The 23,745-nt window shown below is 45.2% G+C and carries 18 protein-coding genes; 10 read left to right on the plus strand and 8 right to left on the minus strand.

Annotated elements, in window-relative coordinates; translation table 11 throughout:
- Positions 1-176 precede the first annotated feature (176 nt).
- Complete coding sequence (locus tag MHO32_RS03730) at positions 177-728, plus strand: gamma-glutamylcyclotransferase family protein (protein WP_005450884.1); 552 nt, start codon at positions 177-179, stop codon at positions 726-728.
- Between the two features lie 38 nt (positions 729-766).
- On the opposite strand, the gene MHO32_RS03735 is transcribed toward MHO32_RS03730, so the two are convergent.
- A complete protein-coding gene (locus tag MHO32_RS03735) occupies positions 767-1,381 on the minus strand; it encodes an outer membrane beta-barrel protein (RefSeq protein ID WP_005450882.1) in 615 nt (204 codons plus the stop codon).
- A gap of 143 nt (positions 1,382-1,524) precedes the next feature.
- Entirely contained in the window at positions 1,525-1,857 is a 333-nt protein-coding gene (locus MHO32_RS03740) for a tRNA-binding protein (RefSeq protein ID WP_009698684.1), read from the minus strand.
- 176 nt (positions 1,858-2,033) lie between these two features.
- Here MHO32_RS03740 and MHO32_RS03745 point away from each other — a divergent pair, with 176 nt between their 5' ends.
- Positions 2,034-3,032: a substrate-binding domain-containing protein gene (locus MHO32_RS03745; RefSeq protein ID WP_009698687.1), complete on the plus strand. Its 999-nt coding sequence runs from the start codon at positions 2,034-2,036 to the stop codon at positions 3,030-3,032.
- Between the two features lie 144 nt (positions 3,033-3,176).
- On the opposite strand, the gene galM is transcribed toward MHO32_RS03745, so the two are convergent.
- From galM to galE, 4 genes are all read right to left on the minus strand, one after another.
- Positions 3,177-4,235, minus strand: a complete 1,059-nt coding sequence (galM, locus tag MHO32_RS03750; RefSeq protein ID WP_239210674.1) for a galactose-1-epimerase — start codon at positions 4,233-4,235, stop codon at positions 3,177-3,179.
- A gap of 29 nt (positions 4,236-4,264) precedes the next feature.
- A complete protein-coding gene (gene galK / locus MHO32_RS03755) occupies positions 4,265-5,425 on the minus strand; it encodes a galactokinase (RefSeq protein ID WP_038898357.1) in 1,161 nt (386 codons plus the stop codon).
- A gap of 263 nt (positions 5,426-5,688) precedes the next feature.
- A complete protein-coding gene (locus MHO32_RS03760; protein ID WP_005449058.1) occupies positions 5,689-6,741 on the minus strand; it encodes a UDP-glucose--hexose-1-phosphate uridylyltransferase in 1,053 nt (350 codons plus the stop codon).
- Positions 6,742-6,891: 150 nt separating this feature from the next.
- Positions 6,892-7,911, minus strand: a complete 1,020-nt coding sequence (galE, locus tag MHO32_RS03765) for a UDP-glucose 4-epimerase GalE (protein WP_239210723.1) — start codon at positions 7,909-7,911, stop codon at positions 6,892-6,894.
- A 456-nt stretch (positions 7,912-8,367) separates the two neighbouring features.
- Between galE and mrdA the strand changes: the two genes are divergently transcribed.
- The 6 genes from mrdA (at position 8,368) to MHO32_RS03795 (ending at position 19,174) form a co-directional block, all read left to right on the plus strand.
- Complete coding sequence (gene mrdA / locus MHO32_RS03770; RefSeq protein WP_050908448.1) at positions 8,368-10,272, plus strand: penicillin-binding protein 2; 1,905 nt, start codon at positions 8,368-8,370, stop codon at positions 10,270-10,272.
- A gap of 370 nt (positions 10,273-10,642) precedes the next feature.
- Positions 10,643-12,535 (plus strand): enterotoxin, encoded by a 1,893-nt coding sequence (locus MHO32_RS03775; protein WP_017817716.1) that lies wholly within the window; start codon positions 10,643-10,645, stop codon positions 12,533-12,535.
- 234 nt (positions 12,536-12,769) lie between these two features.
- Positions 12,770-13,756 carry a transcriptional regulator EbgR gene (ebgR, locus tag MHO32_RS03780; RefSeq protein ID WP_005449063.1) on the plus strand — a complete coding sequence of 329 codons (987 nt, stop codon included), beginning with the start codon at positions 12,770-12,772 and terminating at the stop codon, positions 13,754-13,756.
- A 343-nt stretch (positions 13,757-14,099) separates the two neighbouring features.
- A complete protein-coding gene (ebgA, locus tag MHO32_RS03785; RefSeq protein ID WP_239210675.1) occupies positions 14,100-17,198 on the plus strand; it encodes a beta-galactosidase subunit alpha in 3,099 nt (1,032 codons plus the stop codon).
- A gap of 3 nt (positions 17,199-17,201) precedes the next feature.
- A complete protein-coding gene (locus MHO32_RS03790) occupies positions 17,202-17,651 on the plus strand; it encodes a beta-galactosidase subunit beta (protein WP_009698695.1) in 450 nt (149 codons plus the stop codon).
- Between the two features lie 89 nt (positions 17,652-17,740).
- A complete protein-coding gene (locus tag MHO32_RS03795; protein WP_005449069.1) occupies positions 17,741-19,174 on the plus strand; it encodes an amino acid permease in 1,434 nt (477 codons plus the stop codon).
- A gap of 100 nt (positions 19,175-19,274) precedes the next feature.
- Here MHO32_RS03795 and MHO32_RS03800 read toward each other — a convergent pair whose 3' ends face one another.
- Positions 19,275-20,201, minus strand: a complete 927-nt coding sequence (locus tag MHO32_RS03800; protein ID WP_239210676.1) for a LysR family transcriptional regulator — start codon at positions 20,199-20,201, stop codon at positions 19,275-19,277.
- A 112-nt stretch (positions 20,202-20,313) separates the two neighbouring features.
- On the opposite strand from MHO32_RS03800, the gene chrA reads away from it, so the two are divergent.
- Both chrA and MHO32_RS03810 read left to right on the plus strand, forming a co-directional pair.
- Positions 20,314-21,453 carry a chromate efflux transporter gene (chrA, locus tag MHO32_RS03805; RefSeq protein ID WP_239210677.1) on the plus strand — a complete coding sequence of 380 codons (1,140 nt, stop codon included), beginning with the start codon at positions 20,314-20,316 and terminating at the stop codon, positions 21,451-21,453.
- 110 nt (positions 21,454-21,563) lie between these two features.
- Entirely contained in the window at positions 21,564-22,670 is a 1,107-nt protein-coding gene (locus MHO32_RS03810; protein ID WP_005449076.1) for a phosphatase PAP2 family protein, read from the plus strand.
- Positions 22,671-22,731: 61 nt separating this feature from the next.
- On the opposite strand, the gene MHO32_RS03815 is transcribed toward MHO32_RS03810, so the two are convergent.
- Complete coding sequence (locus MHO32_RS03815; protein WP_017189178.1) at positions 22,732-23,745, minus strand: tetratricopeptide repeat protein; 1,014 nt, start codon at positions 23,743-23,745, stop codon at positions 22,732-22,734.

The raw sequence follows: 23,745 nt of genomic DNA on the forward strand, positions 1-23,745 counted from the left end.
AAAATACATGTTATAAGATCAGACTATCCTTTAGAGGTAAAACATTGCGCCTGATGCGGTGGAGGCATTTCCTCCCAAGAACGTAAAAATGCTGGGCTCAGTAAGAATGACTTAGATATCATATTTAGGTATAACGGATAGAACGGAATTCGTCGAAGTAAAAGGGAACAATCACGATGTATATATTTGGCTACGGCAGCTTAATCAATTCGGCCTCACGTGAGCTTACAGGGCAAACGGGTGAAGCAATTCCCGTTATTGCCCATGGGTTAGTGCGCTATTGGGGCAAAGTCGACGACAGCTATATCTTGTCACCGCTGGTTGTGAATGAAGGCGAAGGGCAAGTGAACGGTGTGCTGCTCGAAGTAGACCACCAAGCGCTGACTGAATTTGACCGCCGCGAACGTGGCTATCATCGTATTCAAATTCGTCCTGAACAAATCGAAACTGACATCAGCTTTAATCCAGATCATGAGATTTGGGTTTACGTGAAAAGCGATCCCCTTCCACCCTGCACGCTCAGCCCAATCATGCAAAGTTATGTAGATACTGTTTTAGCAGGATGCTTGGAAGTCTCTCACGCGTTTGCTGAACACTTTGTTCGCCATACTATAGGTTGGCAACACGCCAAAGAGAATGACCGCCACCAGCCCAAGTATGGCAACCTTGCGGGTGTGCAAGATCATCATTATGAATTAATAGATAACCTGATCAAAAAGGGAGCCTAGTGGCTCCCTTCCATTATTCATATTCGACAAATATCTGATTAGAATTTGTAGTCTAGACCTACGTAAAAGCCATCAAAATCAAAATCTAAATCACCGCCATTTTCAACATCAATCGTGACTGAAGACGCACGGTAACCACCAGAAACAATCAGACCAGAAGCAAATTCATAACCTGCTTCAGCACCGTAGTTGAAACCAATATCGCTACCATCTGTTGATATTGAGCTAGAAGATGCAGTTGGAACATCCAACTTCAGGTCAACACCCATCACGCCCAAGCCAGCCACAGCGCCTAAGTAGAAACCTGTGCCTGTGAAGTAGTATTTAGGTTTCGCATTAAGATTCGCAGCGTAACCCTCAACTTCAATGCTCGCATTGTGCGCAGTGCCAAACTGATCGATGAAGTATCCGTTCTCTTTAAAGCTGCCAAAGTGAATAAACTCACCCTCAAAAGCTAATACAAACTGCTGAGAGAGCGCCATCTCTTTACCAACAGCGATACCAAAGCCTGTTGAAGACGATGAATCAATGTTCAACTCTGTATCGATCTCAGTGTTATGAATATCCGCACCAATATACCAACCACTATTTGCTTGAACCGACGCTGAAGCAACCACTGCACCTAAAGCCAATAAAGGCAAAACCTTTTTCATTATAATTTCCTATATTTTCATACTGTTAAACAGTTTTAAATCAAGAAAATTATAAATAAAGGTGAATATGAATCAACTCACTCATTTATAAAATGAGACATAAGCCATAAGCATTTGTTATATAAATAAATTTAACTTACAGCTTAAACAATTCGCACGCCTGATGGCATTGCGCGTTCCGGTGTCAGTAATACGCTTTCCGACTCATCGTCAGTTTCAGCGCACAGCAGCATACACTCAGAGGTTTCACCACGCATCTTAGCTTTTGCTAGATTACACAGCACTACCACTTGTTTACCCATTAACTCTTCTTCTGTGTAGTACGGTACAAGGCTCGTTACCGTTTGCAGGGTTTTCTCACCAACATCGATCTGCACAATGTACAGCTTATCTGCATTCTCGTGGCGCGCCACCTCGATGATTTTTCCAGTGCGAATTTCTAACTTTGCAAAGTCTGAGTAAGCGATCGTTTCCATTAATTAAAACCCAAGTAAATTTTACTAAAAAGATAACGTTTACACTATCAGTAAGATTAATAATTACAAGAGGTAAAGATCGCAATTTAGAAAGCAACCACCTGTTAAAATTGCACTTATTACACAATGGGTGTTTAATACTCCGGTTAACGTTTTTAGCCAACGAAAGGTTCCTCATGGCAACAATCAAGGATGTCGCGAAAGAAGCGGGTGTATCAGTCGCTACCGTTTCTCGTGTGATCAACAAATCACCCAAGGCAAGCCAAACTTCTATCGATGCAGTGACTAAAGCGATGAGCAAACTTGGCTATCGCCCTAACGCGGCAGCACGAGCACTCGTCAGTCAAAGTACCAATACGATGGGCGTGCTGGTGAGTGATGTCTCAGACCCCTTCTTTGGCACCATGGTCAAATCGGTTGATAACGTCGCAAGAGAAAATGGTAAACACATTCTAATTGGCAATGGTTATCACAATCCAGAAGATGAACGACAAGCGTTAGAGCTGCTGATTAATAGCCGCTGTGAGGCGATTGTGATCCACTCTAAAGGCTTATCAGATGAAGAATTGATTGGCTATGCCAAAGAAGTAAAAGGGATGGTATTGATCAACCGCCACATTCCTGAGTTAGCAGAGCGTTGTATCTCTCTCGATAACCGTAAAGGTGCGTACCTCGCGACAGAATATTTACTTCGTCATGGGCATACCAAGATAGCTTGTATCGCTTCTTCACATGACATTGAAGATACCGATGAGCGCTTGCAAGGTTACCAAGCGGCGCTGAAAGACCACAAGATTGAACTGTCGAAAAGTTACGTTGAATATGGTGAACCAAACAGTGATGGTGGTGAAATAGCAATGACCAACTTACTGACGAAATCACTCGAAATCACCGGTGTCGTGGCTTACAACGATTACATGGCAGCCGGGGCACTTGCCGTATTAGATCAAAACGGAATCAGCGTACCAGAGAAAGTCTCTATGGTCGGTTTTGACGATGGTTTAATTGCTCGCTTCGTCAATCCAAGTTTGACGACAATTCGTTACCCAATTGAAATGATGGCAGAACGCGCTGCTCGACTAGCGTTGGCATTATCACGAGATGAACAAGTGGAAGAAGACACGATCATCTTCAGCCCAACCTTAGTTCGTCGCAACTCGGTTGACCGCCTCTAACTCTGCACCCAATCTAAAATACGAAATAAAAAAGCTCTGCTACAGAAGTACCAGAGCTTTTTTGTTTTTAGTTCAACTAAGCTTTTGACCTACTGTAGGCAAAAAGCTCATGGCAACCCAAAAGGCTAAAAATCAATACCTTAACTAAAAAGCAAACTGAAACGTGGTACTGAATCGATACGCTTGCTCAGGTTCAAGAATACAACTTGGTTGCCCCCACTCAGCATGGTTCGGTGAATCTGGCAAAAACTGAGTTTCTAACGCCAAGCCCGCGTAGTCTAGGTATTTCCCACCGCGACGGTTTGGTGCACCCGCTAACCAGTTCCCCGTATACAATTGCATGGCAGGCTTATTGGTCACGACAGACATATGCACTTTTCCATCCGGAGAAACCACCCGCGCAACGGGTTTTGAAACGTCGCGATGAGCATCAAATAGATAGCTGTGATCATAACCTTTCGCTGCAATCTGCTGCTCGTCTTGTAAGAAATGCTCCAATACTGGCTTTTCATTTCTAAAATCAAAGCCTGTTCCTTTCACATCTTGCAATGCCCCCAAAGGAATACCGACGTCATTAGTTGGTAGATATTGATCTGCTGCGATGGTTAAACGGTGAGAACGGCAATCCAAATCGGCTTCCGCTCCAAGCAAATTAAAGTAAGCGTGGTTGGTTAAGTTCACTGGTGTTGCTTTGTCTGTCTTTGCGAAATACGCAATGCTCACTTGGTTGTCATCAGTCAGGGTATACGTCACGTGGACTTCGAGGTTCCCCGGAAAACCTTGATCACCATCTTCAGACAACAAAGAAAACGTCACTTGCTGTTCGGACTGAGACTCAATGTTCCAGCGACGCTTATCAAACCCTTCCTCACCACCGTGTAAGCAGTTTCCCGCTTGGTTAGTGGAGACTTGAAATGCTTCGCCATTAACCTCAAAAAGCCCATTGGCGATGCGGTTTGCGTAGCGACCAACAGTGACACCCATATAACACTGTTGATGCATGAAACTCCCCATCGTCCCCACTCCGAGAAGCACCTCGCGCAACTCCCCATTCGCCAAAGGTAAACGACAACTCAGCCATGTCGCGCCAATATCCATAAAGGAAACGCTCATGCCTGTGTTATTTTTCAGTTCGACCACCTTAGCAGGCTCACCATCAAAAGCAGCCTGCTGTGTCATCGTGATGGTTAATGGTTCGGTCATATCTCGCTCCTACTAAAGCTGCGGTGCGCTTAAAGCACTTCGACTAAGCTAGCGCCATTTTTCGCTTGGCACACGTAGATAGATTCTTTCAACCCTGTTGCTGCTTGGTATTTAGCTTCAACGGTTGCTTTCACGTCATCCACTAATGCAGGCGGTACAAGAGCGACAATACAACCGCCAAAGCCTCCGCCAGTCATGCGTACACCGCCTTGCTCACCGATGACCTCTTTCACCATCTCAACCAATGTATCGATTTCTTTTACTGTGATTTCGAAATCATCACGCATTGAAGCATGAGACTCTGCCATCAATTCACCCATGCGCTTCATGTCGTGTGCGCGAAGAGCTTGTGCGGCTTCGACCGTGCGATCGTTTTCTGTGATCACGTGGCGAGCACGTTTTGCCACCATTTCATCCAGCTCAGACACTTTCTCGTTAAACTGCTCAATGCTCACATCACGGAGTGCTTTTACGCCGAAGATGCGCGCCGCTTCTTCACATTGCTCACGACGAGTGTTGTATTCGCTGTCTACCAAGCCACGTTTTTTGTTCGAGTTGATGATCACCACTGCCATGTCTTCTGGCATCGATACTGCTTCGGTTTCTAGGCTACGGCAGTCCAATAACATCGCGTGATTTTCACGACCTTCTGCCGAAATCATTTGGTCCATGATGCCGCAGTTACAGCCGACAAATTCGTTCTCTGCTTGCTGACCGTTCAGTGCAATTTCCGCTTGGCTGATTTCTAGATTGAACAGCACTTTAAACGTTTGACCAATCACCACTTCCAATGCTGCCGATGAGCTCAAGCCCGCCCCTTGAGGCACGTTGCCGCTCACTGAGATATCCGCACCAGAAAATTGGTAACCGCGTGCGAGAAGATACTTCACCACACCGCGAATGTAGTTGGCCCACATTTTGTCTTGTTGGAAAGTAATCTCTTGAGTGATATCGAACTCATCAACTGCGTTGCCGTAGTCCACAGATACCACGCGCACTAGGTTGTCTTCACGTTTTGCTGCTGCTACAACCGTTTGGTAGTTGATCGCACATGGCAATACAAAACCATCGTTGTAATCAGTGTGTTCACCAATCAGGTTGACACGACCAGGTGCTTGAATAATGTGGCTTGGAGCGTAACCCAGCACTTGTTCAAAAGAGGTTTTAACGTTTTGGATTAAATCAGACATAGTAAAATCTCAGCATAAAATTTTTGTGTGAATTCTCGACAGCTTTCATATCTCGCAATCAGAAACGACATATTTGATTGTCTAACATTTGTCATTCCGGGCGAGCCCTAGCGAGCATCCGGAATCTACGTTCAGCGCACTCTGATGGTAGATTCCGTATCACGCTCGTTCCTCGCTGTACGGAATGACATCTTTCGTATTTATCTTTAAGGTCTGTTGACCTTTCGAACAAAATTTAACCGCGAAAGATCAACAGACCCTAGTTACTGTTCTTTGTAATGCACATCGCTTAGGTCACGTAGGCGCTGTGCTGCTTGCTCTGCGGTTAAGTCGCGTTGGTTTTCTGCCAACATTTCATAACCCACCATGAACTTACGCACTGTTGCGCTACGCAGTAGCGGCGGGTAGAACAAGGCGTGCAGTTGCCAATGATCGATATCAGTACCTTCTTCAAAGAATGGCGCGTAATGCCAACCCATTGAGTAAGGGAAAGAACATTGGAATAGGTTGTCGTAACGGCTGGTTAGCTTTTTGATTGCAACCGCAAGGTCATCACGTTGCTCATCGGTTAGCTCACTCATTCGACGAATGTGCGTTTTAGGAAGTAGCATGGTTTCGAATGGCCACGCAGCCCAGTAAGGGACAACAGCAATCCAGTGCTCAGTCTCAACCACAGTACGTGAGCCATCTTTGAGTTCAGCTTGCACGTAATCCACCAGCAAGTTACTGCCATGTTCTTGGTAGTACGCTTTTAAGTTGTGCTCTTTACGCTCAATTTCATTTGGTAAGAAGCTATTCGCCCAGATTTGACCGTGTGGATGAGGTTGAGAACATCCCATCGCTTCGCCTTTGTTCTCAAATGCTTGCACCCACACGTAGTCTTTGCCAAGCTCTTCGATTTGCTCATTCCAGGTGTCAATCACGCCACGAATTTTGTCGACTGGTAGTTCCGGTAGCGTTTTGCTGTGATCGGGAGAGAAGCAAATCACTCGGCTCAACCCGCGTACGCCTTGAGTCTTGAACAAAGGGCTGTCTGACTCAGGTGCATCTGGAGAATCCACCATCAACGCAGCAAAGTCATTCTTAAACACGTAGGTGCCTTGGTAATCTGGGTTTACATCTCCAGAAATGCGCTCGTTCGTAGGACATAGGAAACACTTCTCATCGTAACTAGGCAGTTGATCGATAGACGGTTTCTCATCGGCACCACTCCAAGGGCGTTTTGCACGATGCGGTGACACTAAAATCCACTGACCCGTTAGTGGGTTGTAGCGACGATGTGGGTGATCCACTGGGTTAAATTCAACATTCGACATCTTACTTACTCAACTTTTAAAATTTCTTTCATCAGCATTCCCCAATGAAATTGGAGTTGCTGCTAGGCGGTAAGCTTTCCAATATCCATGAGCATAGGTTTTCTATGTGATTGGAATTGGAAAGTGCAGGCGACAGCGCTGCAGCATCAATTACGCAGGGGAATAGCCTTGCGGGTTATTTGACTGCCATTTCCACGTGTCCGCCGTCATTTCAGTAACGCTGCGAGTCGCTTTCCAGCCAAGAGCTCGCTCTGCTTTTTCAGTACTTGCCCAACATTCTGCAATGTCACCAGGACGGCGAGGACACAGCTCGTAAGGCACTGGCTTACCGCAAGCCAACGCGAACGCTTCCACCATATCAAGCACGCTAGAGCCCTTTCCCGTACCTAAGTTGTAAATGTGCAAACCAGCTTTATCACCGAGCGATTTCAGCGCTGCGATATGACCGTCCGCTAAGTCCATCACGTGGATGTAATCACGAACGCCCGTGCCATCTGGTGTTGGGTAGTCATTGCCGAATACCGACAGTTTTTCACGGCGACCGACTGCGACTTGTGCAATGAACGGCATGAGGTTGTTTGGAATACCTTGAGGGTCCTCACCCATGGTGCCGGATGGATGTGCACCCACTGGGTTGAAATAGCGCAGTAAAGTAATGCTCCAATCGTTTTCTGCGTTGAACAGATCACTTAAGCACTCTTCCACCATGTACTTGCTACGACCGTATGGGTTGGTGGTTGCGCCCGTTGGCGAGTCTTCTGTAATAGGTACAATGTCAGGGTCGCCGTACACCGTCGCGGATGAACTGAAGACAATGCTTTTCACCCCAGCTTTGCGCATACTGCGTGCCAAAACGAGCGAGCCATTCACGTTGTTATCGTAGTACTCCAACGGCTTCGCAACGGATTCTCCAACGGCTTTTAGACCAGCGAAGTGAATCACGGCTTGGATATCATGCTCAGCAAAAACCGAGTCTAAAAAGGCTTCATCACGAATATCACCTTGATGGAAGACGGGTTGTTTACCTGTCAGCGCTTCAATACGACTAAGCACTTCTACTTTGGCGTTACACAAGTTATCGACAATGATTGGCTCCATACTTGCTTCAATCATCTGTACGCATGTGTGGCTACCGATGTACCCCATACCGCCTGTGATAAGAACTTTCACTTTTGCTTCCCCATTGTTGCTGCTCATGCTTGGTAACGATTTGAGCCTATTAACCAAGCAAATTCGCTGATCGCTTAACTGGTTAAAAGTCTACCAACCAAAACCGATCCAGATCCGTGATCAAACTCAAACTTGTGTAAACGTTTCCACAAAATTACACAACACATAAAACTCAATAAGATTAAAGCAAATTTATTCATTTAAGGAATCAAAACGAAAAAATCCTAGACAAGATGTATAAACGTTTACATCTTCACAGCAACATTAAAAGGTGACGCGCAACGCAAGAAAGATCAGGCTTCGCTTTAGATCCCTGACATTGCTCTTACAAAACAAGGTGCAAAGCTCGTTACAGTAGCCCCGCCCCAAATGTAACCATTTGTAACAAGACTAAAATCCATGTCTTTTCTTTTATTGGGGCACATTGAGCACAAAGACCAAACCTAAAGGGCATCCATGCTACGCAAGCGAAACGAATTCCGAGACCACAATCAGGAAGTAAGACTGTTTAAAAACCGCGCCATCGTTGCTTTTATCGGCATGGTTATTTTGTTGGGAGGACTGGTTGCTAACCTTTATAACTTGCAGGTTAATCACTTCAAAGATTACCAAACTCGCTCGAACGACAACCGAATCAAGATCCTGCCAATAGCCCCTACCCGTGGTCTTATATATGACCGAAATGGCGTTTTGTTGGCTGAGAACCGTCCTGTTTATAACTTAGATATGATCCCAGAACAGGCGGGCGATCCAGATGCATTAATTGAAAAACTGCGTCACTATATTGATATCACCCCAGATCAAGTTGAATCCTTTAAAAAGCGTTACAAGCACACTCGCCGCTTTCGTTCTGTCACGATCATGAACGAACTGAATGACAAGCAAGTGGCGCGCTTTTCTGTTCATCAGCACGAGTTTAACGGCGTCTTTGTTACCGCAGATCTCAAACGTTACTACCCTTACGGCGAAGAACTGACCCATGTTTTGGGTTACGTTTCTCACATCAACGATCGAGACTTGCATCGACTGGATGAAGAAGGCAAAGCACAGAATTATCAGGCAACGCAAAACATCGGCAAGTTAGGTGTTGAACGTTATTACGAAGACATCCTCCACGGCACCAAAGGCTACGAGGAAGTAGAGGTAAACAGTCGCGGTCGCGTGATTCGTACGATCAAATATGTGCCGCCAGTTCCCGGAAAAGACATCGTATTGAATCTGGATATTGAGCTACAAGAGTATGTCTACAAACAACTCAACCATCGCCAAGGCAGCGCAGTCGTGCTCGATCCACGCGACAATAGCGTATTAGCTATGGCATCAAGTCCGAGTTATGACCCAAACCCTTTTGTTAACGGCATCTCTAGCAAAGCCTACCGTGCCTTACTCAATGATCCAGCTCACCCACTTGTGAACCGTACAACGCTTGGCGTTTACCCTCCTGCTTCTACGGTAAAACCTTTTATGGCTGTCGCTGGGCTTGAAGAACACGTCATCACACCAAGTACCGTGCGCAACGATCACGGCCTCTGGCGTATTCCTGGCTCTAAACCAAATTCAAAAGCATGGCGAGATTGGAAACGTTGGGGTCACGGCAACGTGGATGTCACCAAGGCAATTGAAGAATCGGTTGATTCCTTCTTTTATCAGACCGCATTTGACCTTGGGATTGACCGCATTTCGAAATGGATGAATAAATTTGGCTTTGGCTTGCCAACGGGCATCGATATTTACGAAGAAAGCAGCGCAAACATGCCGACACGAGAATGGAAAATCGCACGTCATCGCACCCCTTGGTATCAAGGTGATACGGTGCCTATCGGTATTGGGCAAGGTTATTGGACAGCAACACCAATGCAGATAGCCAAAGCAACATCATTCCTCATTAATCATGGCGAAATGAAAGCGCCACACCTTCTCAAAGCCGTGATTGAACATGGGGAAGACTTCGAAAACCAAGTCGATGTTAAACCAAAAGCGCTGCCTTCTATCGAAGGAGTACCAGAGAAGTTCTGGGATATTCCAATCAACGCCATGCGTTTGGTAAATAATGGGGCTCATGGTTCTGGTCGCCGTGCATTTAGAGGCGCAGAGTACAGCAGTGGCGGTAAGTCAGGGACTGCGCAGGTATTTGGCCTGCGCAAAGACGAAGTCTACAACTCCAAAAAACTCGCAAACCACCTACTCGACCACGCATTGTTTACCGCGTTTGCACCATACGATAAACCCAAATACGTGGCGACCGTGGTTATCGAGCACGGTAATGGTGGCTCTAAAGTGGGCGCGCCGTTCATTCGAAATGTGTTTGATCACTTGCTTGTCCATCACGACAAAGACGACAGCAATAAGGTGAAGTCTTAAATACGCCAGAACAACACCCAATAAACAAAGCCTGAGTGGATGTCCTAGCCACTTGGGCTTTTGTTTGTTTTCCAGCACAACCCCACCCACCTAAATTCTATAAAATACAAAAAATGTGAGATAAATCAGAAGCGAATAACAACGAGAAGAACATCACTATCAATAACCACCCTTTCGTTTGCTAAAACGAAATCATCAATAGCTCACCCCTCATCACTAAGAAAATAAAGTTTTTGGATTTCACTCTTTTTAAATCGAAAGACAATTTGCGCAAATTGGAAAAGCAGAAGATTTGTGACAGCAAGCTCAACGAAAACAGGGATGGTGATTTCAAATGTAAGAGCAATAAATAATCAGTAAGGGAAAATCGATGAACTACAAGACTTTGAAAGCTAGTGGGTTGGCGGTTATAGTCTCGGCAGCTTACATAGGGAATGCGTACTCAATGGAAATAGCCAATGATGCAATGGCAATAACATTTGATAATAACTCAGGTGTCGTGTCATTGATCAACAATAATACGGATGAACAAATCACCCCAACTGAACTTTTCTTCATTACTCTACCGAATGAAACAACACTTCATACCAAAGATTTTAAGTTGGAAAAGTACAAGAAAGATGGTGACAGCATCAATCTCACTTTTGTTCGCAATGATTTTGAAGTGGATGTCACTTTGAACGTAATCAAACAACGATATGTGAGTGTTGATTACAAAATCAAAGCTGTTGGTAACGATCGCAAGATCAAAAAAATCACTTTCTTGCCAACCAAAAAACAAACGCAAGCGCCTTATGTTGACGGTAGCATTAACAGCTCACCAATTATCGCGGATACGTTCTTCATGCTACCGCGTAAACCGATTGTAAATACCTATGCTTACGAAACGAAAACCAACCTCAATATTGATATTGTCACTCCAATAAGCACAAACGCCCCATTAAAATATACAACTTATATCGGTACGTTTAGCGAAGTCAGTCAATTAAGACGCGACTTCAACAAGTTCATTGAAGCAATGCGACCACGTCCCTACAAACCATATTTACATTACAATTCATGGATGGATATTGGCTTTTTCACTCCTTATACAGAAAGTGACATTAAAGGACGAATGAAAGAGATTTATCATGAGTTGGTGGAAAAACGCGGCGTAGTTCTTGATGGGTTCTTACTTGATGACGGCTGGGATGACTTAACAGGAAACTGGGATTTTGGCTCAGCATTTGCTGATGGGTTTGGGAGCGTAAAAGAGCTAGCCGATTCAATGAATACTAGTGTAGGTTTGTGGCTTTCCCCTTGGGGAGGCTATAACAAGCCACGTGACATTCGCGTTTCACATGCAAAAGAAAATGGTTTCGAAACGGTGGATGGTAAGTTTGCTCTCTCAGGTCCGGTGTACTTCAAAAACTTCAATGACAAAATCACCAATCTGATTAAAAACGAGCATATTTCGTCGTTTAAACTTGATGGAATGGGCAACGCAACATCTCACTTAAAAGGCAGTCAATTTGCTTCCGATTTTGATGCGTCAGTTCAGTTGATCGAGAACATGCACAAGGCCAACGATAAGGTATTTATCAACCTAACGACCGGGACCAACGCAAGCCCATCATGGTTATTCTTCGCTGACTCAATTTGGCGCCAAGGTGATGATATCAACCTTTATGGTGATGGCTCTCCAACACAACAGTGGGTCACTTACCGAGACGCTGAAACATATCGTTCGATTGTCCGTAAAGGTCCATTATTCCCGATGAGTTCGATAATGCTTCACGGTATTGTCAGCGCCAAAAACGCTTATTATGGACTTGAGAAAGTACAATCCGATCAAGATTTTGCCGATCAAGTATGGTCATATTTTGCAACTGGCACACAACTACAAGAAATGTATATTACGCCAGATATGCTCAATTCAACTAAATGGGACACCCTTGCAAAAGCAGCTAAATGGGCAAGAGAGAACGCCGATGTTTTAGTGGATTCACATTGGATTGGTGGCAATCCAACTAACTTAGCGGTGTATGGTTTTGCGTCATGGAATGAAAACAAAGCCGTAATTTCGTTGCGTAACCCATCGGATAAACCACAAAAATATTACTTGGATCTCAATCGTGATTTTGAATTGCCTACAGGCGCAAATGGGCAGTTCAAGCTAAAAATGGCTTACGGTGAAAACAACACAATTCCATCTCACTACACCGACCCAGTAGTTATAACCCTGCAGCCACTACAAACTTTAGTCATCAACGCGAATAAATAACCAGTAACCAAAGAAAAGGCACTGTTATGGTGCCTTTGTTCGCTTCTTCTCAGACCTTAATACCATCAAATACGATAGAGCAACGAGTGCTTAACGTATTCTTCCGGCAGATAACTTCACTTCCCCGATCGCACAGTTTTACTAAAAGTTTGTGCATCCATAAGTAGCTGTTTACAATGGTGGGATTATTGCTTTTCTCACTGGGACAGTGAGCTTTGCCTACGGGAAGTGCACATGGCAACACTAAAAGATATCGCTACTGAAGCTGGCGTCTCACTCGCGACCGTATCGCGCGTGTTAAATGATGATCCGACTTTGAGCGTAAAAGAAGAAACCAAACACCGCATCTTAGAAATCGCAGAAAAGCTGGAATACCGCACCAGCAGTTCCAAAAAAGCCACCAAAGAGGCAAGACAAAAACACCACTTCTTAGCCTTGTATAACTACAAGCAAGAAGCCGAGGTGAATGACCCTTATTACTTGTCGATTCGTCACGGGATTGAAACCCAGTGTGACAAATTGGGCATTACGCTAACCAATTGCTACGACAGCATCATCGATGTAGAAACGCAAAAGATCACCGGAATCCTTCTGGTCGGTAAAACTGACAGCGCCGTGATTCGTAAATTGCCTAAACGTCTTACTGACAGCATTTGCTACATCGACTTCTCTGACAGCGATAGCACATACGACTGTGTTGATATCGATCTTGCGCGAATCAGTAAACAAGTGGTCGACTTCTTTGTTGAACAAGGCTACGAACGGATTGGTTTTATTGGTGGTCAAGATGAACCAAACACTGCAGACATTCGTGAAAATGCATTTGTAGAATACGGCAGCTTAAAAGGCGTGGTGTCAGAAGACGATATTTATCGCGGCGACTTCTCTAGCTTATCTGGTTACGATTTAGCAAAAGCCATGTTAGCAAAAGGCGATTTTCCTAAAGCGCTCTTTATCGCTTCAGACTCAATTGCAATTGGTGTTTTACGCGCGATTCATGAATTCGGTTTGAACATTCCACAAGACATTGCCCTAATCAGCGTCAATGACATTCCAACCGCCCGATTTACCTTCCCACCACTCTCAACTGTGCGCATTCATTCTGAGATGATGGGTATTCAAGGGGTAAATTTATTAGTAGAAAAATACCGCGACGGTCGCGCACTGCCTCTACAAGTGCATGTGCCGAGCAAATTAAAACTCCGCGGCACCACTCAGTAATTCCCTTCACATTGTCAAATTTATAAAGCACTGAATATTCAGTGCTTTTTTATTATCCCCTCTTTAAATCTAGCTATTTTTTATCCACTTTACCTAAGAAATCGGCTTGGGATGCCATTCCTTTATCCTGATCACATCTTGTTCAATGATCGTCCAATAAAACGTGACCAAGTTAAAGTTAAACGTTTTCACTAATTTATTTTAGTAAAACTTTTACTAATATCTTTTCCTAGATAATTCATCACTCTTTTTCAAATGACATCGGCTGCATTTCTTTTGGATAGCTTCAAGCATTGGACTCCTCCTTTGCCTGCTACCAAACTAAGCCGAGGGGAGAACAAACGTGAACAATTGGGAAAACTTCCTTCACCTGCATGAGAATCGTATGGCACCACGTGCTTACTTCTTCTCTTACGATTCAATTAAAAACGCACAAACATTCCAACGAGAACTGAGCAGTCGCTTCAAACTGCTAAGTGGTCAATGGACATTCAACTACTTCACCAATCCTCTCTTGGTGCCAGAAGAGTTTTACTCGCAAAAAATGGAAGAATGGGGACAAATTACCGTTCCAAACATGTGGCAAATGGAAGGTCATGGCGACCTTCAATACACAGATGAAGGCTTCCCATTCCCTATCGATGTGCCTTTTGTTCCGACAGATAACCCGACAGGTGCTTACCAACGCACGTTCACTCTGGGTGAAAACTGGAACGACAAACAAACCATCATCAAATTTGATGGCGTTGAAACCTACTTCGAAGTTTACGTAAACGGTCATTACGTTGGCTTTAGCAAAGGCAGTCGATTGACCGCAGAGTTCGACATCTCTTCTTATGTACAACAAGGTGAAAACTTACTGTCTGTACGTGTGATGCAGTGGGCAGATTCGACTTACATTGAAGACCAAGACATGTGGTGGACGGCGGGTATATTCCGCGATGTGTACCTTGTCGGAAAAGAGCACGTTCACGTCCAAGATCTGACTGTTCGTACTGATTTCGCCGACGATTACCAAAGTGCCACCTTAAGCTGCCAAGTTGAACTAGAAAACCTATCGACTACGGTTACGTCTGGTTACACGCTGGAATATGCCCTTCAAGATAAAAGCACTGTGGTTGCAAGCGGTCAATGTGATTCACTGACTATTCAGGACAACAGCCAAGCAAGCTTTGCCATTGATGTGGTGAACCCAACCCATTGGACAGCGGAAAATCCATACCTTTACCAACTGTTCATTACACTAAAAGACGCACAAGGCAATATTGTCGAAGTGATTCCGCAACGTGTTGGCTTCCGAGACATTAAAGTGCGTGATGGTCTGTTCTACATCAACAACCAATACGTGATGCTGCACGGTGTAAACCGTCATGATAATGACCACCTAAAAGGTCGCGCTGTTGGCATGGATCGCATCGAGAAAGACCTGATCTTGATGAAACAACACAACATCAACTCAGTTCGCACCGCGCACTACCCTAACGACCCACGCTTCTACGAGCTGTGTGACATTTACGGCTTGTTCGTAATGGCAGAAACCGACGTAGAAACCCACGGCTTCGCTAACGTTGGCGATCTCAGCCGCATCACCAACGATGCAGCATGGGAAAGTGTGTTTGTCGATCGCGCAGAGCGCCATGTTCATGCTCAAAAGAACCACCCTTCGATCATCATGTGGTCACTGGGTAATGAGTCTGGTTACGGCTGCAATATCCGCGCTATGTACAGCGCAACTAAGGCGATTGATAACACTCGCTTAGTGCACTACGAAGAAGACCGCGATGCGGAGGTTGTTGACGTCATCTCAACCATGTACTCACGTGCTCAGCTCATGAACCACTTTGGTGAACACCCGCACGACAAACCTCGCATCATCTGCGAATACGCACACGCGATGGGTAACGGACCTGGCGGTCTGACGGAATACCAAAACGTGTTCTACAAGCATGACCACATTCAAGGTCACTACGTTTGGGAATGGTGTGACCATGGCGTATTAGCGCGCGATGAAAATGGTCAAGAGTTCTACAAGTACGGCGGTGACTACGGCGATTATCCAAACAACTACAACTTCTGTATGGATGGTTTGATTTACCCAGATCAAACGCCGGGACCAGGCTTAAAAGAATATAAACAAGTTATCGCACCAGTGAAAATTCACGCGGTGGAAGGCACAAAAGACCGCTTTACCATAGAGAACAAATTGTGGTTCACCAACCTGAATGATTACACCATCACTGCAGATATCCGAGCGGAAGGTGAAACGCTGCGCAGCGTGCAGTTTAAGGTCGAAGAGCTTGCAGCAAACAGCACACGTGAAATCACGATTAATTTGCCTGAACTGGACGAGCGTGAAGCCTTTATTAACTTCACCGTGCGTAAAGACAGTCGAACTCTGTACAGCGAAGCAAACCACGACATCGCGAGCTACCAGTTCCAGCTAAAAGAAAACACAGCAAGTGAAGCCGAGTTTGTTAACCACAATGCGCAAGCGTTAGTAACAACAGAAAGCCGCTTGGAACACGTGATTGAAGGCCACAACTTCACGCTGATTTTCTCTAAAGTCAACGGCAAGCTGACCTCATGGCTCGTCAATGGTGAAGAGCTGATTCAATCTGAGCCTAGACTGAACTTCTTCAAGCCAATGATTGATAACCACAAACAAGAGTACGAAGGTTTGTGGCACCCAGCACACTTGCAAATCATGCAAGAGCACTTCCGCACGCTGCAAGTCGAAGCAACCGATGGTTCGGTTTCGATCACGACCACCAGCATCATTGCACCGCCGGTGTTCGATTTTGGCATGCGCTGTACCTACCGCTACCAAATCAACGCACAAGGGCATTTGAATGTGGAACTGAGTGGCGAGCGCTACGGCGATTACTCGCATGTTATCCCTGTGATTGGTTTGGATTTGGGCATCAACGGCAGCTTTGACCAAGTCAGTTACTACGGTCGCGGTCCTGAAGAAAACTACCAAGACAGCCGCCAAGCCAACTTGATTGATGTTTACCACAGCACGGTAGCCGACATGTTTGAGAACTACCCGTTCCCACAAAACAACGGTAACCGCCAACACGTTCGTTGGGCATCACTAACGAATCGTCACGGGACGGGGTTGTTGGTGAAACCACAACAAGAAATCAACTTCAGCGCGTGGTTCTACACCAACCAAAACCTGCACGAAGCGCAACACACCATTGAGCTAGAAAAGAGCGGCTACATCACGCTCAACCTTGACCATCAAGTGATGGGACTAGGCTCAAACTCGTGGGGAAGCGAAGTGCTCGACTCATACCGCGTGTACATGGATGAATTCCGTTATGGCTTAACGCTGATACCGCTTCAAGTTGGCGATTGCAGTGCACAAGCCATGGCAAACCATGATTTCGACAATGCGTTCTTCACTCAATCCAATACTCAAACAGCAAACGAGGCGTAATCCATGATCGTGTTAGACAACTTAGACCAATTCAAAGTCGTGTACCGCAATGGGCGTAAATGGCAGCGCTGTGTCGAGGCAATTGAGAACACCGTAAACCTTAAAGATGGCGTGATGTATTCCATCGGAGACTCCTTGGTTTACATGATTCAAGACGGCACAAAACAAACTGAAATGTTTGAAGGCAACCGCCGCTACTTCGACGTGCATTACTACCTTGAAGGTCGCGAAACGGTGGAGTTCGCTGACAAGAAAAACCTACAACCTGAGCAAGCTTACCAAGATGAAACGGACCGCGAGTTCCTTTCCGGTCAAGGGGATACTCGTGAGCTTTGTGAGGGCCAAGTAGCAATTTTCGATAACACCAAAGCCTACCGCTTCCACGGTGATAACCGCGTTAGAAAGGTCGTGCTGAAAGTCACTATCGAAGATGGCTACTTCTTAAATAAATAACAAAAGCAAAGAACAAGAGAAGGGCTGCGCTCACAGCAATGCAAGCCCTTCCTCCCTACAATTCCAACGTGATTCATCGGAGATAGAAAATGTCTGAATCCAAACGTAATACGATAGGCAAATTCGGGTTGTTGTCCCTTACCTTTGCCGCGGTCTTTAGCTTCAACAACGTAATTAATAACAACATTGAGATCGGTCTTGCTTCAGCGCCAATGTTCTTCTTGGCAACCATTTTTTACTTTATTCCTTTCTGTTTGATCATCGCAGAGTTTGTATCGTTAAACAAAGACTCGGAAGCCGGTGTATATGCATGGGTAAAAAGCTCACTTGGTGGACGTTGGGCGTTTATCTCTGCCTACACCTACTGGTTTGTTAACCTATTTTTCTTCACGTCATTGCTGCCACGCGTTATTGCTTATGCGTCATACGCGTTCCTTGGTTATGAATACATTCTGACCCCACTCACCACAACAGCACTGAGTATGATTCTGTTTGCGTTCGCAACTTACGTATCAACCAACGGCGCGAAGATGTTGGGTCCAATTACCTCAGTCACTTCTTCTTTGATGCTGCTACTGACTATGTCATACATCCTGCTTGCTGGCGCTGCATTAGTCGGTGGCGTTCAACCTGCTGACCCAATCACAGTAGAAGCTATGGTGCCAGACTTTAGCTGGGCATTCCTCGGCATTACCACTTGGATCTTTATGGCTGCAGGCGGTGCTGAATCGGTGGCGGTTTACGTAAACGACGTGAAAGGCGGCTCAAAGTCTTTTGTTAAAGTGATCATCGTTGCAGGTATCTTCATCGGCGTACTTTACTGTGTCGCTTCAGTGCTGATTAACGTGTTCGTACCTAGCGAAACACTTAAATACACGGGTGGTTCTGTACAAGTATTTGAAGGTTTAGCGGCGCACTTCGGCTTGCCTGAAATATTGATGAACCGCTTTGTCGGCTTGGTGTCGTTTACCGCGATGTTCGGCTCTCTACTAATGTGGACTGCGACACCAGTGAAAATTTTCTTCTCTGAAATTCCAGAAGGTATCTTTGGTAAGAAAACCGTAGAGCTAAATGAAAACGGCGTGCCTGCTCGTGCTGCTTGGTACCAATTCCTTATCGTTATTCCACTGATGATCATCCCGACTTTGGGCTCAAACACAGCGCAAGATCTGATGAACACGGTCATCAACATGACGGCTGCAGCTTCAATGTTGCCACCACTGTTTATCATGTTGGCTTACCTAAACCTACGCCTAAAACTGGACCATCTAGAACGTGATTTCAAAATGGGCTCTCGTATGACAGGTATCGCTGCGGTTTCTGTGCTTATCGTTATCTTTACTGTGGGCTTCCTAGCGTCAACCTTCCCAACTGGCGCAGACATCATGACGATTATTTTCTACAACGTTGGTGGCATTGTGATTTTCCTTGGTTTTGCTTGGTGGAAGTACAGCCAATACGAAAAATCACTCGACCAAGAAGAGCGCGCAAAAGAAGCAGCGCCAGCAACTCAAGCAATGTAAGCCTTACACATAACGCTTGATTGCACCTGACCACATTCGTCAGACCAAGGGCACCCATCGGTGCCCTTTTTTATACCCAAGTAACCTCGAAATGCTAGGTTCATCGAGAGTGCGTTGAAGTAACGATATCTGCCACCAGCTGACGTAGCCACATCCCTTTGTCTTCATTGTTACGACTGGTGTGCCACAGCATAGCAATATCAAAATCGGCAACCGCAATCGGCGGCAACACAGACACTAAGCCATCTGAAAAGCCTTCTGCTGATGCCATTTTTTCCGGCACAATGGCAATCAAATTACGTTGTTTAAGCAGATTACGGATCGTCAAGAAGTTACGTGAAGCTACTGTTACCTTGCGGCTTAAACCATGTTCCGCGAGTTTTTTGTCTACCTGGGTACTTAAACTGCCATCCGGACTCACCAAGGCTTGTTCAATATTGGCAAATGCTTTAATCGATAATTCAGTTTCACCGTTTAAAACCTGCTTATCGCATAGGCACACATGCTTTTCAGTGTAGAGATATTGGCTATCAAAATTGTCATCGAGTACGGGCATGCTACCAAGAATGACATCGAGCTTGTCGTGTTCAGTAATAGCGACATAGTTGCTACGGTTAACATTGATAAAGCTGATTTGCGCTTCTGGCGCGCGCTTGCGGATTTCATCATAAAGCAGAGGGGCGAAGATGAATTCAGCGTAATCGGTAAGACCAATGCGACACACGCCAGTGTAGTTTTCTGGCTGAAACTCGGACTTCGTCAGCAAGTCTTTGGCAATGGAATCCAATAAATGATGCACTGTTGGCGCGATATGATGCGCGTGCTCAGTCGGATCCATTTTATGTCCTTTACGCTCAAACAGAGGGTCATCAAACAGCACACGCAAACGCGATAAGCTGTGGCTCATGGCGGACTGACTGACAAAACTCTTCTCGGCAGCCAAACTCACACTGCGATAGCGATACAGATAAGAGAAGGTCACCAACAGATTCAAATCGATGTTACGCCACTGAATATCATCTTTCACAAATCACCCAATCCCATTTCATTCATAGATGAAATTAAAACTATTAATTTGAGTCATCTTAGTACATTTCATACAGTAACTGGAGTGTTATTGGAGATTTAACAGGCTCAATATGTTTACCATTTTTAAAACCTTTTTTTGGCTCGGTTGGATCAGTTTCGGTGGTCCTGCTGCACACATCGGTTACTTCCGCCAAACGTTCGTAGAAAAACTCAAGTGGATTGATGATAGCGAATACGCACAAATCGTGGCGTTGAGCCAATTTTTACCGGGACCGGGGTCAAGCCAAGTTGGCTTTGCATTGGGTTACAAACGCGGAGGTCTGGGCGGCGCTTGTATGGCGTTTCTTGGATTCACGCTGCCTTCGGTGATCATCATGTTGGCACTTGCAATGGTGAGCAGCCAAATCACGGATACAGCACTGTTCCAAAACATCGTACACGGCTTGAAGTTACTGGCTGTTGTGGTGGTCGCTGATGCGACATGGGGAATGTACAAAAACTTCTGCCAAAGCAAACTAACAGCAGGATTGTGTGTAGCAACCGCAATAGCGTTATTGGTTGCACCTAGCATCATGACACAAATGTTGGTCTTAATAGTGGCAGGCTTGATTGGTACTCAATATCTAAAGAAAGAATCGACCACACCAGCAGAGCCGTTTAAACCAACTATCGCTCCACTCGCTCTGTTTGCCTTACTTCTCCTTGGCTTACCTTTGGTGGCTCACACGCTACCGATGCTGGGGTTATTTAGCGACTTCTTCCAAGCCGGCAGTTTAGTGTTTGGTGGTGGTCACGTGGTTCTTCCATTGCTGCAAAATATTGTTGGCGATCAGCTCAGCCAAGATGCGTTCCTAACGGGCTACGCAGCAGCACAAGCTGTACCTGGACCGATGTTTACCTTCGCAACTTACATTGGCTATGAGCTATCGGATACACCAATTCTAGGGGCGCTAGTTGCAACACTGGGTGTCTTTCTTCCGGGCTTTTTGCTGTTACTTGGCGTGCTGAAAAACTGGCAAGCTCTAGCTGGCAAACCTGCGGTATCTGGCGCAATTAATGGCGTGAATGCCTCAGTAGTTGGTTTACTCTTAGCGGCACTTTACCAACCAGTATTCACTAGTGCTGTGATTGCTCCGATTGATATCGCATTAGTCATTGCCGGTTTCTACCTCCATAAAAAGCTCAATCTATCTGTACTTTGGATGATCGTATTCTTTGTCGCAGCAGGCATTGTGACCGGCATGATGTAGAGAGTGGCACAGACTTAATCAAGCAATAAACAACGGGCACTCAAACACGAGTGCTCGTTTTCTCAACTACGCTTATAGAATGTGGGAAAAATCAGGATGATGGACCATCTATGGCGCAAAACAATAACTATGACCTGCAACTTAACTGGCAACAGAAAGTTTCTCTTTGGCTTAGCGAACTGAAAGCAAACTTGCTCAAAGACAAAATTCTCTACTTCTATTGTGCTTCAACAACATTCCTCATTTTTTCGTGCTCTCTGTATCTTGATTCACCGATTCGTTATTCACTCACCACTTATTTCGAAACCATTGGGCTAGCAAGCTATGTCACCTTCTTAGCATGGTGCACTTATTACTACTTCTCTCTCATTTTTCGTAAAGAGCCTCATCCTGCTAAACAATTTCTCAATAAACTTAGACGGATGTTTTTTCCTCTTACCAGAACGCTGTCTGTCATTGCACTGTTATTGGTTCTTACCATTGTGTTTTCTAACCACACGTTCTTAAAGTCACTGATCCCGATACTTCACCCGTTCTCCCTCGACAGCGCATTTATCGATATTGATCGCTTCCTGCACTTTGGCATCGATCCTTGGGTTATCACCCACACAATATTGCCGGGTCCGTGGGCGTCGCTGGTTATCAACACGGCTTACAACGCATGGTTTTTCTTTATGTGGGGAATGTTGATCTTCTTTCTGATCTACAAAAAGCAACCGCTACTTCGGCAGCAGTTTTTTCTGACATTTGTGTTGTCATGGATGGTGATTGGCTTCGTGCTTGCCACGTTGTTGTCCTCAGCAGGTCCCTGCTACGTTGAACCTTTAATGGACAACACCTACTTTTCGCCATTGATGCGGACGCTACAGGAACAAAGCCAATATCTACAAGACATCCAAGTGGGTCAGTTGTGGGCGCTTGCCACGCAAGATCACCTATGGAATGACTATATTGAACAATCAAATGGCATTGGCTCAGGCATTTCCGCAATGCCGAGTATGCACGTATCCATTGCAGTATTACTGGCTCTGAGCATCTATCAAATCAATAAAGTGGCAGGTTATGTGGCTTACGTATTTGCGCTGTTAATTCAAATAGGTTCCGTTCATTTGGCTTGGCATTATGCGATTGATGGATACCTTGCCACAATCCTTACTATATTGCTTTGGAAAGCCGTAGGAGCGTTTATCCATCGCTTTCCTCGACTGTTCGCTTGATAAGCCTGTCGACATAAAAAAAGCCACGCTTACTAGGGCGTGGCTTTACCGAACTATTGCTTTATTGAAGGAATGCCGTAGAGGTGTCTTTTTGCTCTCTGACCATAGAAAGTGCACGCTCTAAGTTTTTATTGGCTAAATCATAATAAGCAGGATTTTTATCAATGGCTTGTTGTAAGTAAGGGATGGCTTCATCCGGCTTACCATTGAGGATTAGGAAATAACCAACGTTATTTAACGCTTCAGGTTCAGTCATATGACGACTAAAGATGTTGAGTGCCTGTCGTGGTTGATCTTTTGCAATCGCAATTAACCCTAGGTTGTTTATCGCTTTTTCATTACTTGGTTGCAGCCCCAAAGCGGCTTTCGTAAAGTGTGTCGCTTTTGAATACTCTTTTTCCATGTAATAGGAGTAACCTAAACTCACCAATGCATTGACGTTTCGTGAATCAACATCCAACGCTTTTCGAAATAGAGTCTGAGCTAAATCGTGGTCCCCTCGAATATCGTACAAGACACCCAGCCCGGAATAAGCACCAACGGGTGATTTATCATCATAACGGTAGGTGGCAATGCTCTCTTTAGAAATGTTGTCTTTGGTGATGTTTGGATCACCACCTAAACGGATTTGATCAGCATTGAGCGCTCTTAAGTAATAGCTTTTACCTGCCTCTCGATCACCACGTTTGGTGTACATCGCGCCAAGCTCTTGTAGCGAGCCTACGTTGTCTGGGTTTTCAGCAAGCGAAGCACGGAAGGATTTATCCGCAAGCTCTAAGTTATTACGTGCGAGGTGGATACGCCCAACGGTGTACAGTGTTTTGTCTTTGTGTTGCGCATTGGGGAAGGACAAAGAGCGAATGTACTCGTACAGCGCTAGGTCCGCATTTTTATTACTCAAAGCGATATCACCGCGGGAAATCGCTTCTTCTTCTGTTTTCGGTGGCTCATCATTGGTCAGCGATTCAACTGGCTTACCGGAGTAGAGTTCCGAGTCAAAATCCGATGATGTATCGGTTGTTGAACATGCTGTAAGCAATAACAACGAAATAATGGCAAATCTCTTAATCCACAT

The sequence above is a fragment of the Vibrio sp. MMH1-50 genome, assembly GCF_022347645.1.
GTDB lineage: Bacteria > Pseudomonadota > Gammaproteobacteria > Enterobacterales > Vibrionaceae > Vibrio > Vibrio harveyi.

Coding starts and splice junctions, on each gene's coding strand:
- MHO32_RS03730 (WP_005450884.1), top strand. CDS start 177: ATGTATATATTTGGCTACGGCAGCTTAATCAATTCGGCCTCACGTGAG.
- MHO32_RS03735 (WP_005450882.1), bottom strand. CDS start 1,381: ATGAAAAAGGTTTTGCCTTTATTGGCTTTAGGTGCAGTGGTTGCTTCA.
- MHO32_RS03740 (WP_009698684.1), bottom strand. CDS start 1,857: ATGGAAACGATCGCTTACTCAGACTTTGCAAAGTTAGAAATTCGCACT.
- MHO32_RS03745 (WP_009698687.1), top strand. CDS start 2,034: ATGGCAACAATCAAGGATGTCGCGAAAGAAGCGGGTGTATCAGTCGCT.
- galM (WP_239210674.1), bottom strand. CDS start 4,235: ATGACCGAACCATTAACCATCACGATGACACAGCAGGCTGCTTTTGAT.
- galK (WP_038898357.1), bottom strand. CDS start 5,425: ATGTCTGATTTAATCCAAAACGTTAAAACCTCTTTTGAACAAGTGCTG.
- MHO32_RS03760 (WP_005449058.1), bottom strand. CDS start 6,741: ATGTCGAATGTTGAATTTAACCCAGTGGATCACCCACATCGTCGCTAC.
- mrdA (WP_050908448.1), top strand. CDS start 8,368: ATGCTACGCAAGCGAAACGAATTCCGAGACCACAATCAGGAAGTAAGA.
- MHO32_RS03775 (WP_017817716.1), top strand. CDS start 10,643: ATGAACTACAAGACTTTGAAAGCTAGTGGGTTGGCGGTTATAGTCTCG.
- ebgR (WP_005449063.1), top strand. CDS start 12,770: ATGGCAACACTAAAAGATATCGCTACTGAAGCTGGCGTCTCACTCGCG.
- MHO32_RS03790 (WP_009698695.1), top strand. CDS start 17,202: ATGATCGTGTTAGACAACTTAGACCAATTCAAAGTCGTGTACCGCAAT.
- MHO32_RS03795 (WP_005449069.1), top strand. CDS start 17,741: ATGTCTGAATCCAAACGTAATACGATAGGCAAATTCGGGTTGTTGTCC.
- chrA (WP_239210677.1), top strand. CDS start 20,314: ATGTTTACCATTTTTAAAACCTTTTTTTGGCTCGGTTGGATCAGTTTC.
- MHO32_RS03810 (WP_005449076.1), top strand. CDS start 21,564: ATGGCGCAAAACAATAACTATGACCTGCAACTTAACTGGCAACAGAAA.
- MHO32_RS03815 (WP_017189178.1), bottom strand. CDS start 23,745: ATGTGGATTAAGAGATTTGCCATTATTTCGTTGTTATTGCTTACAGCA.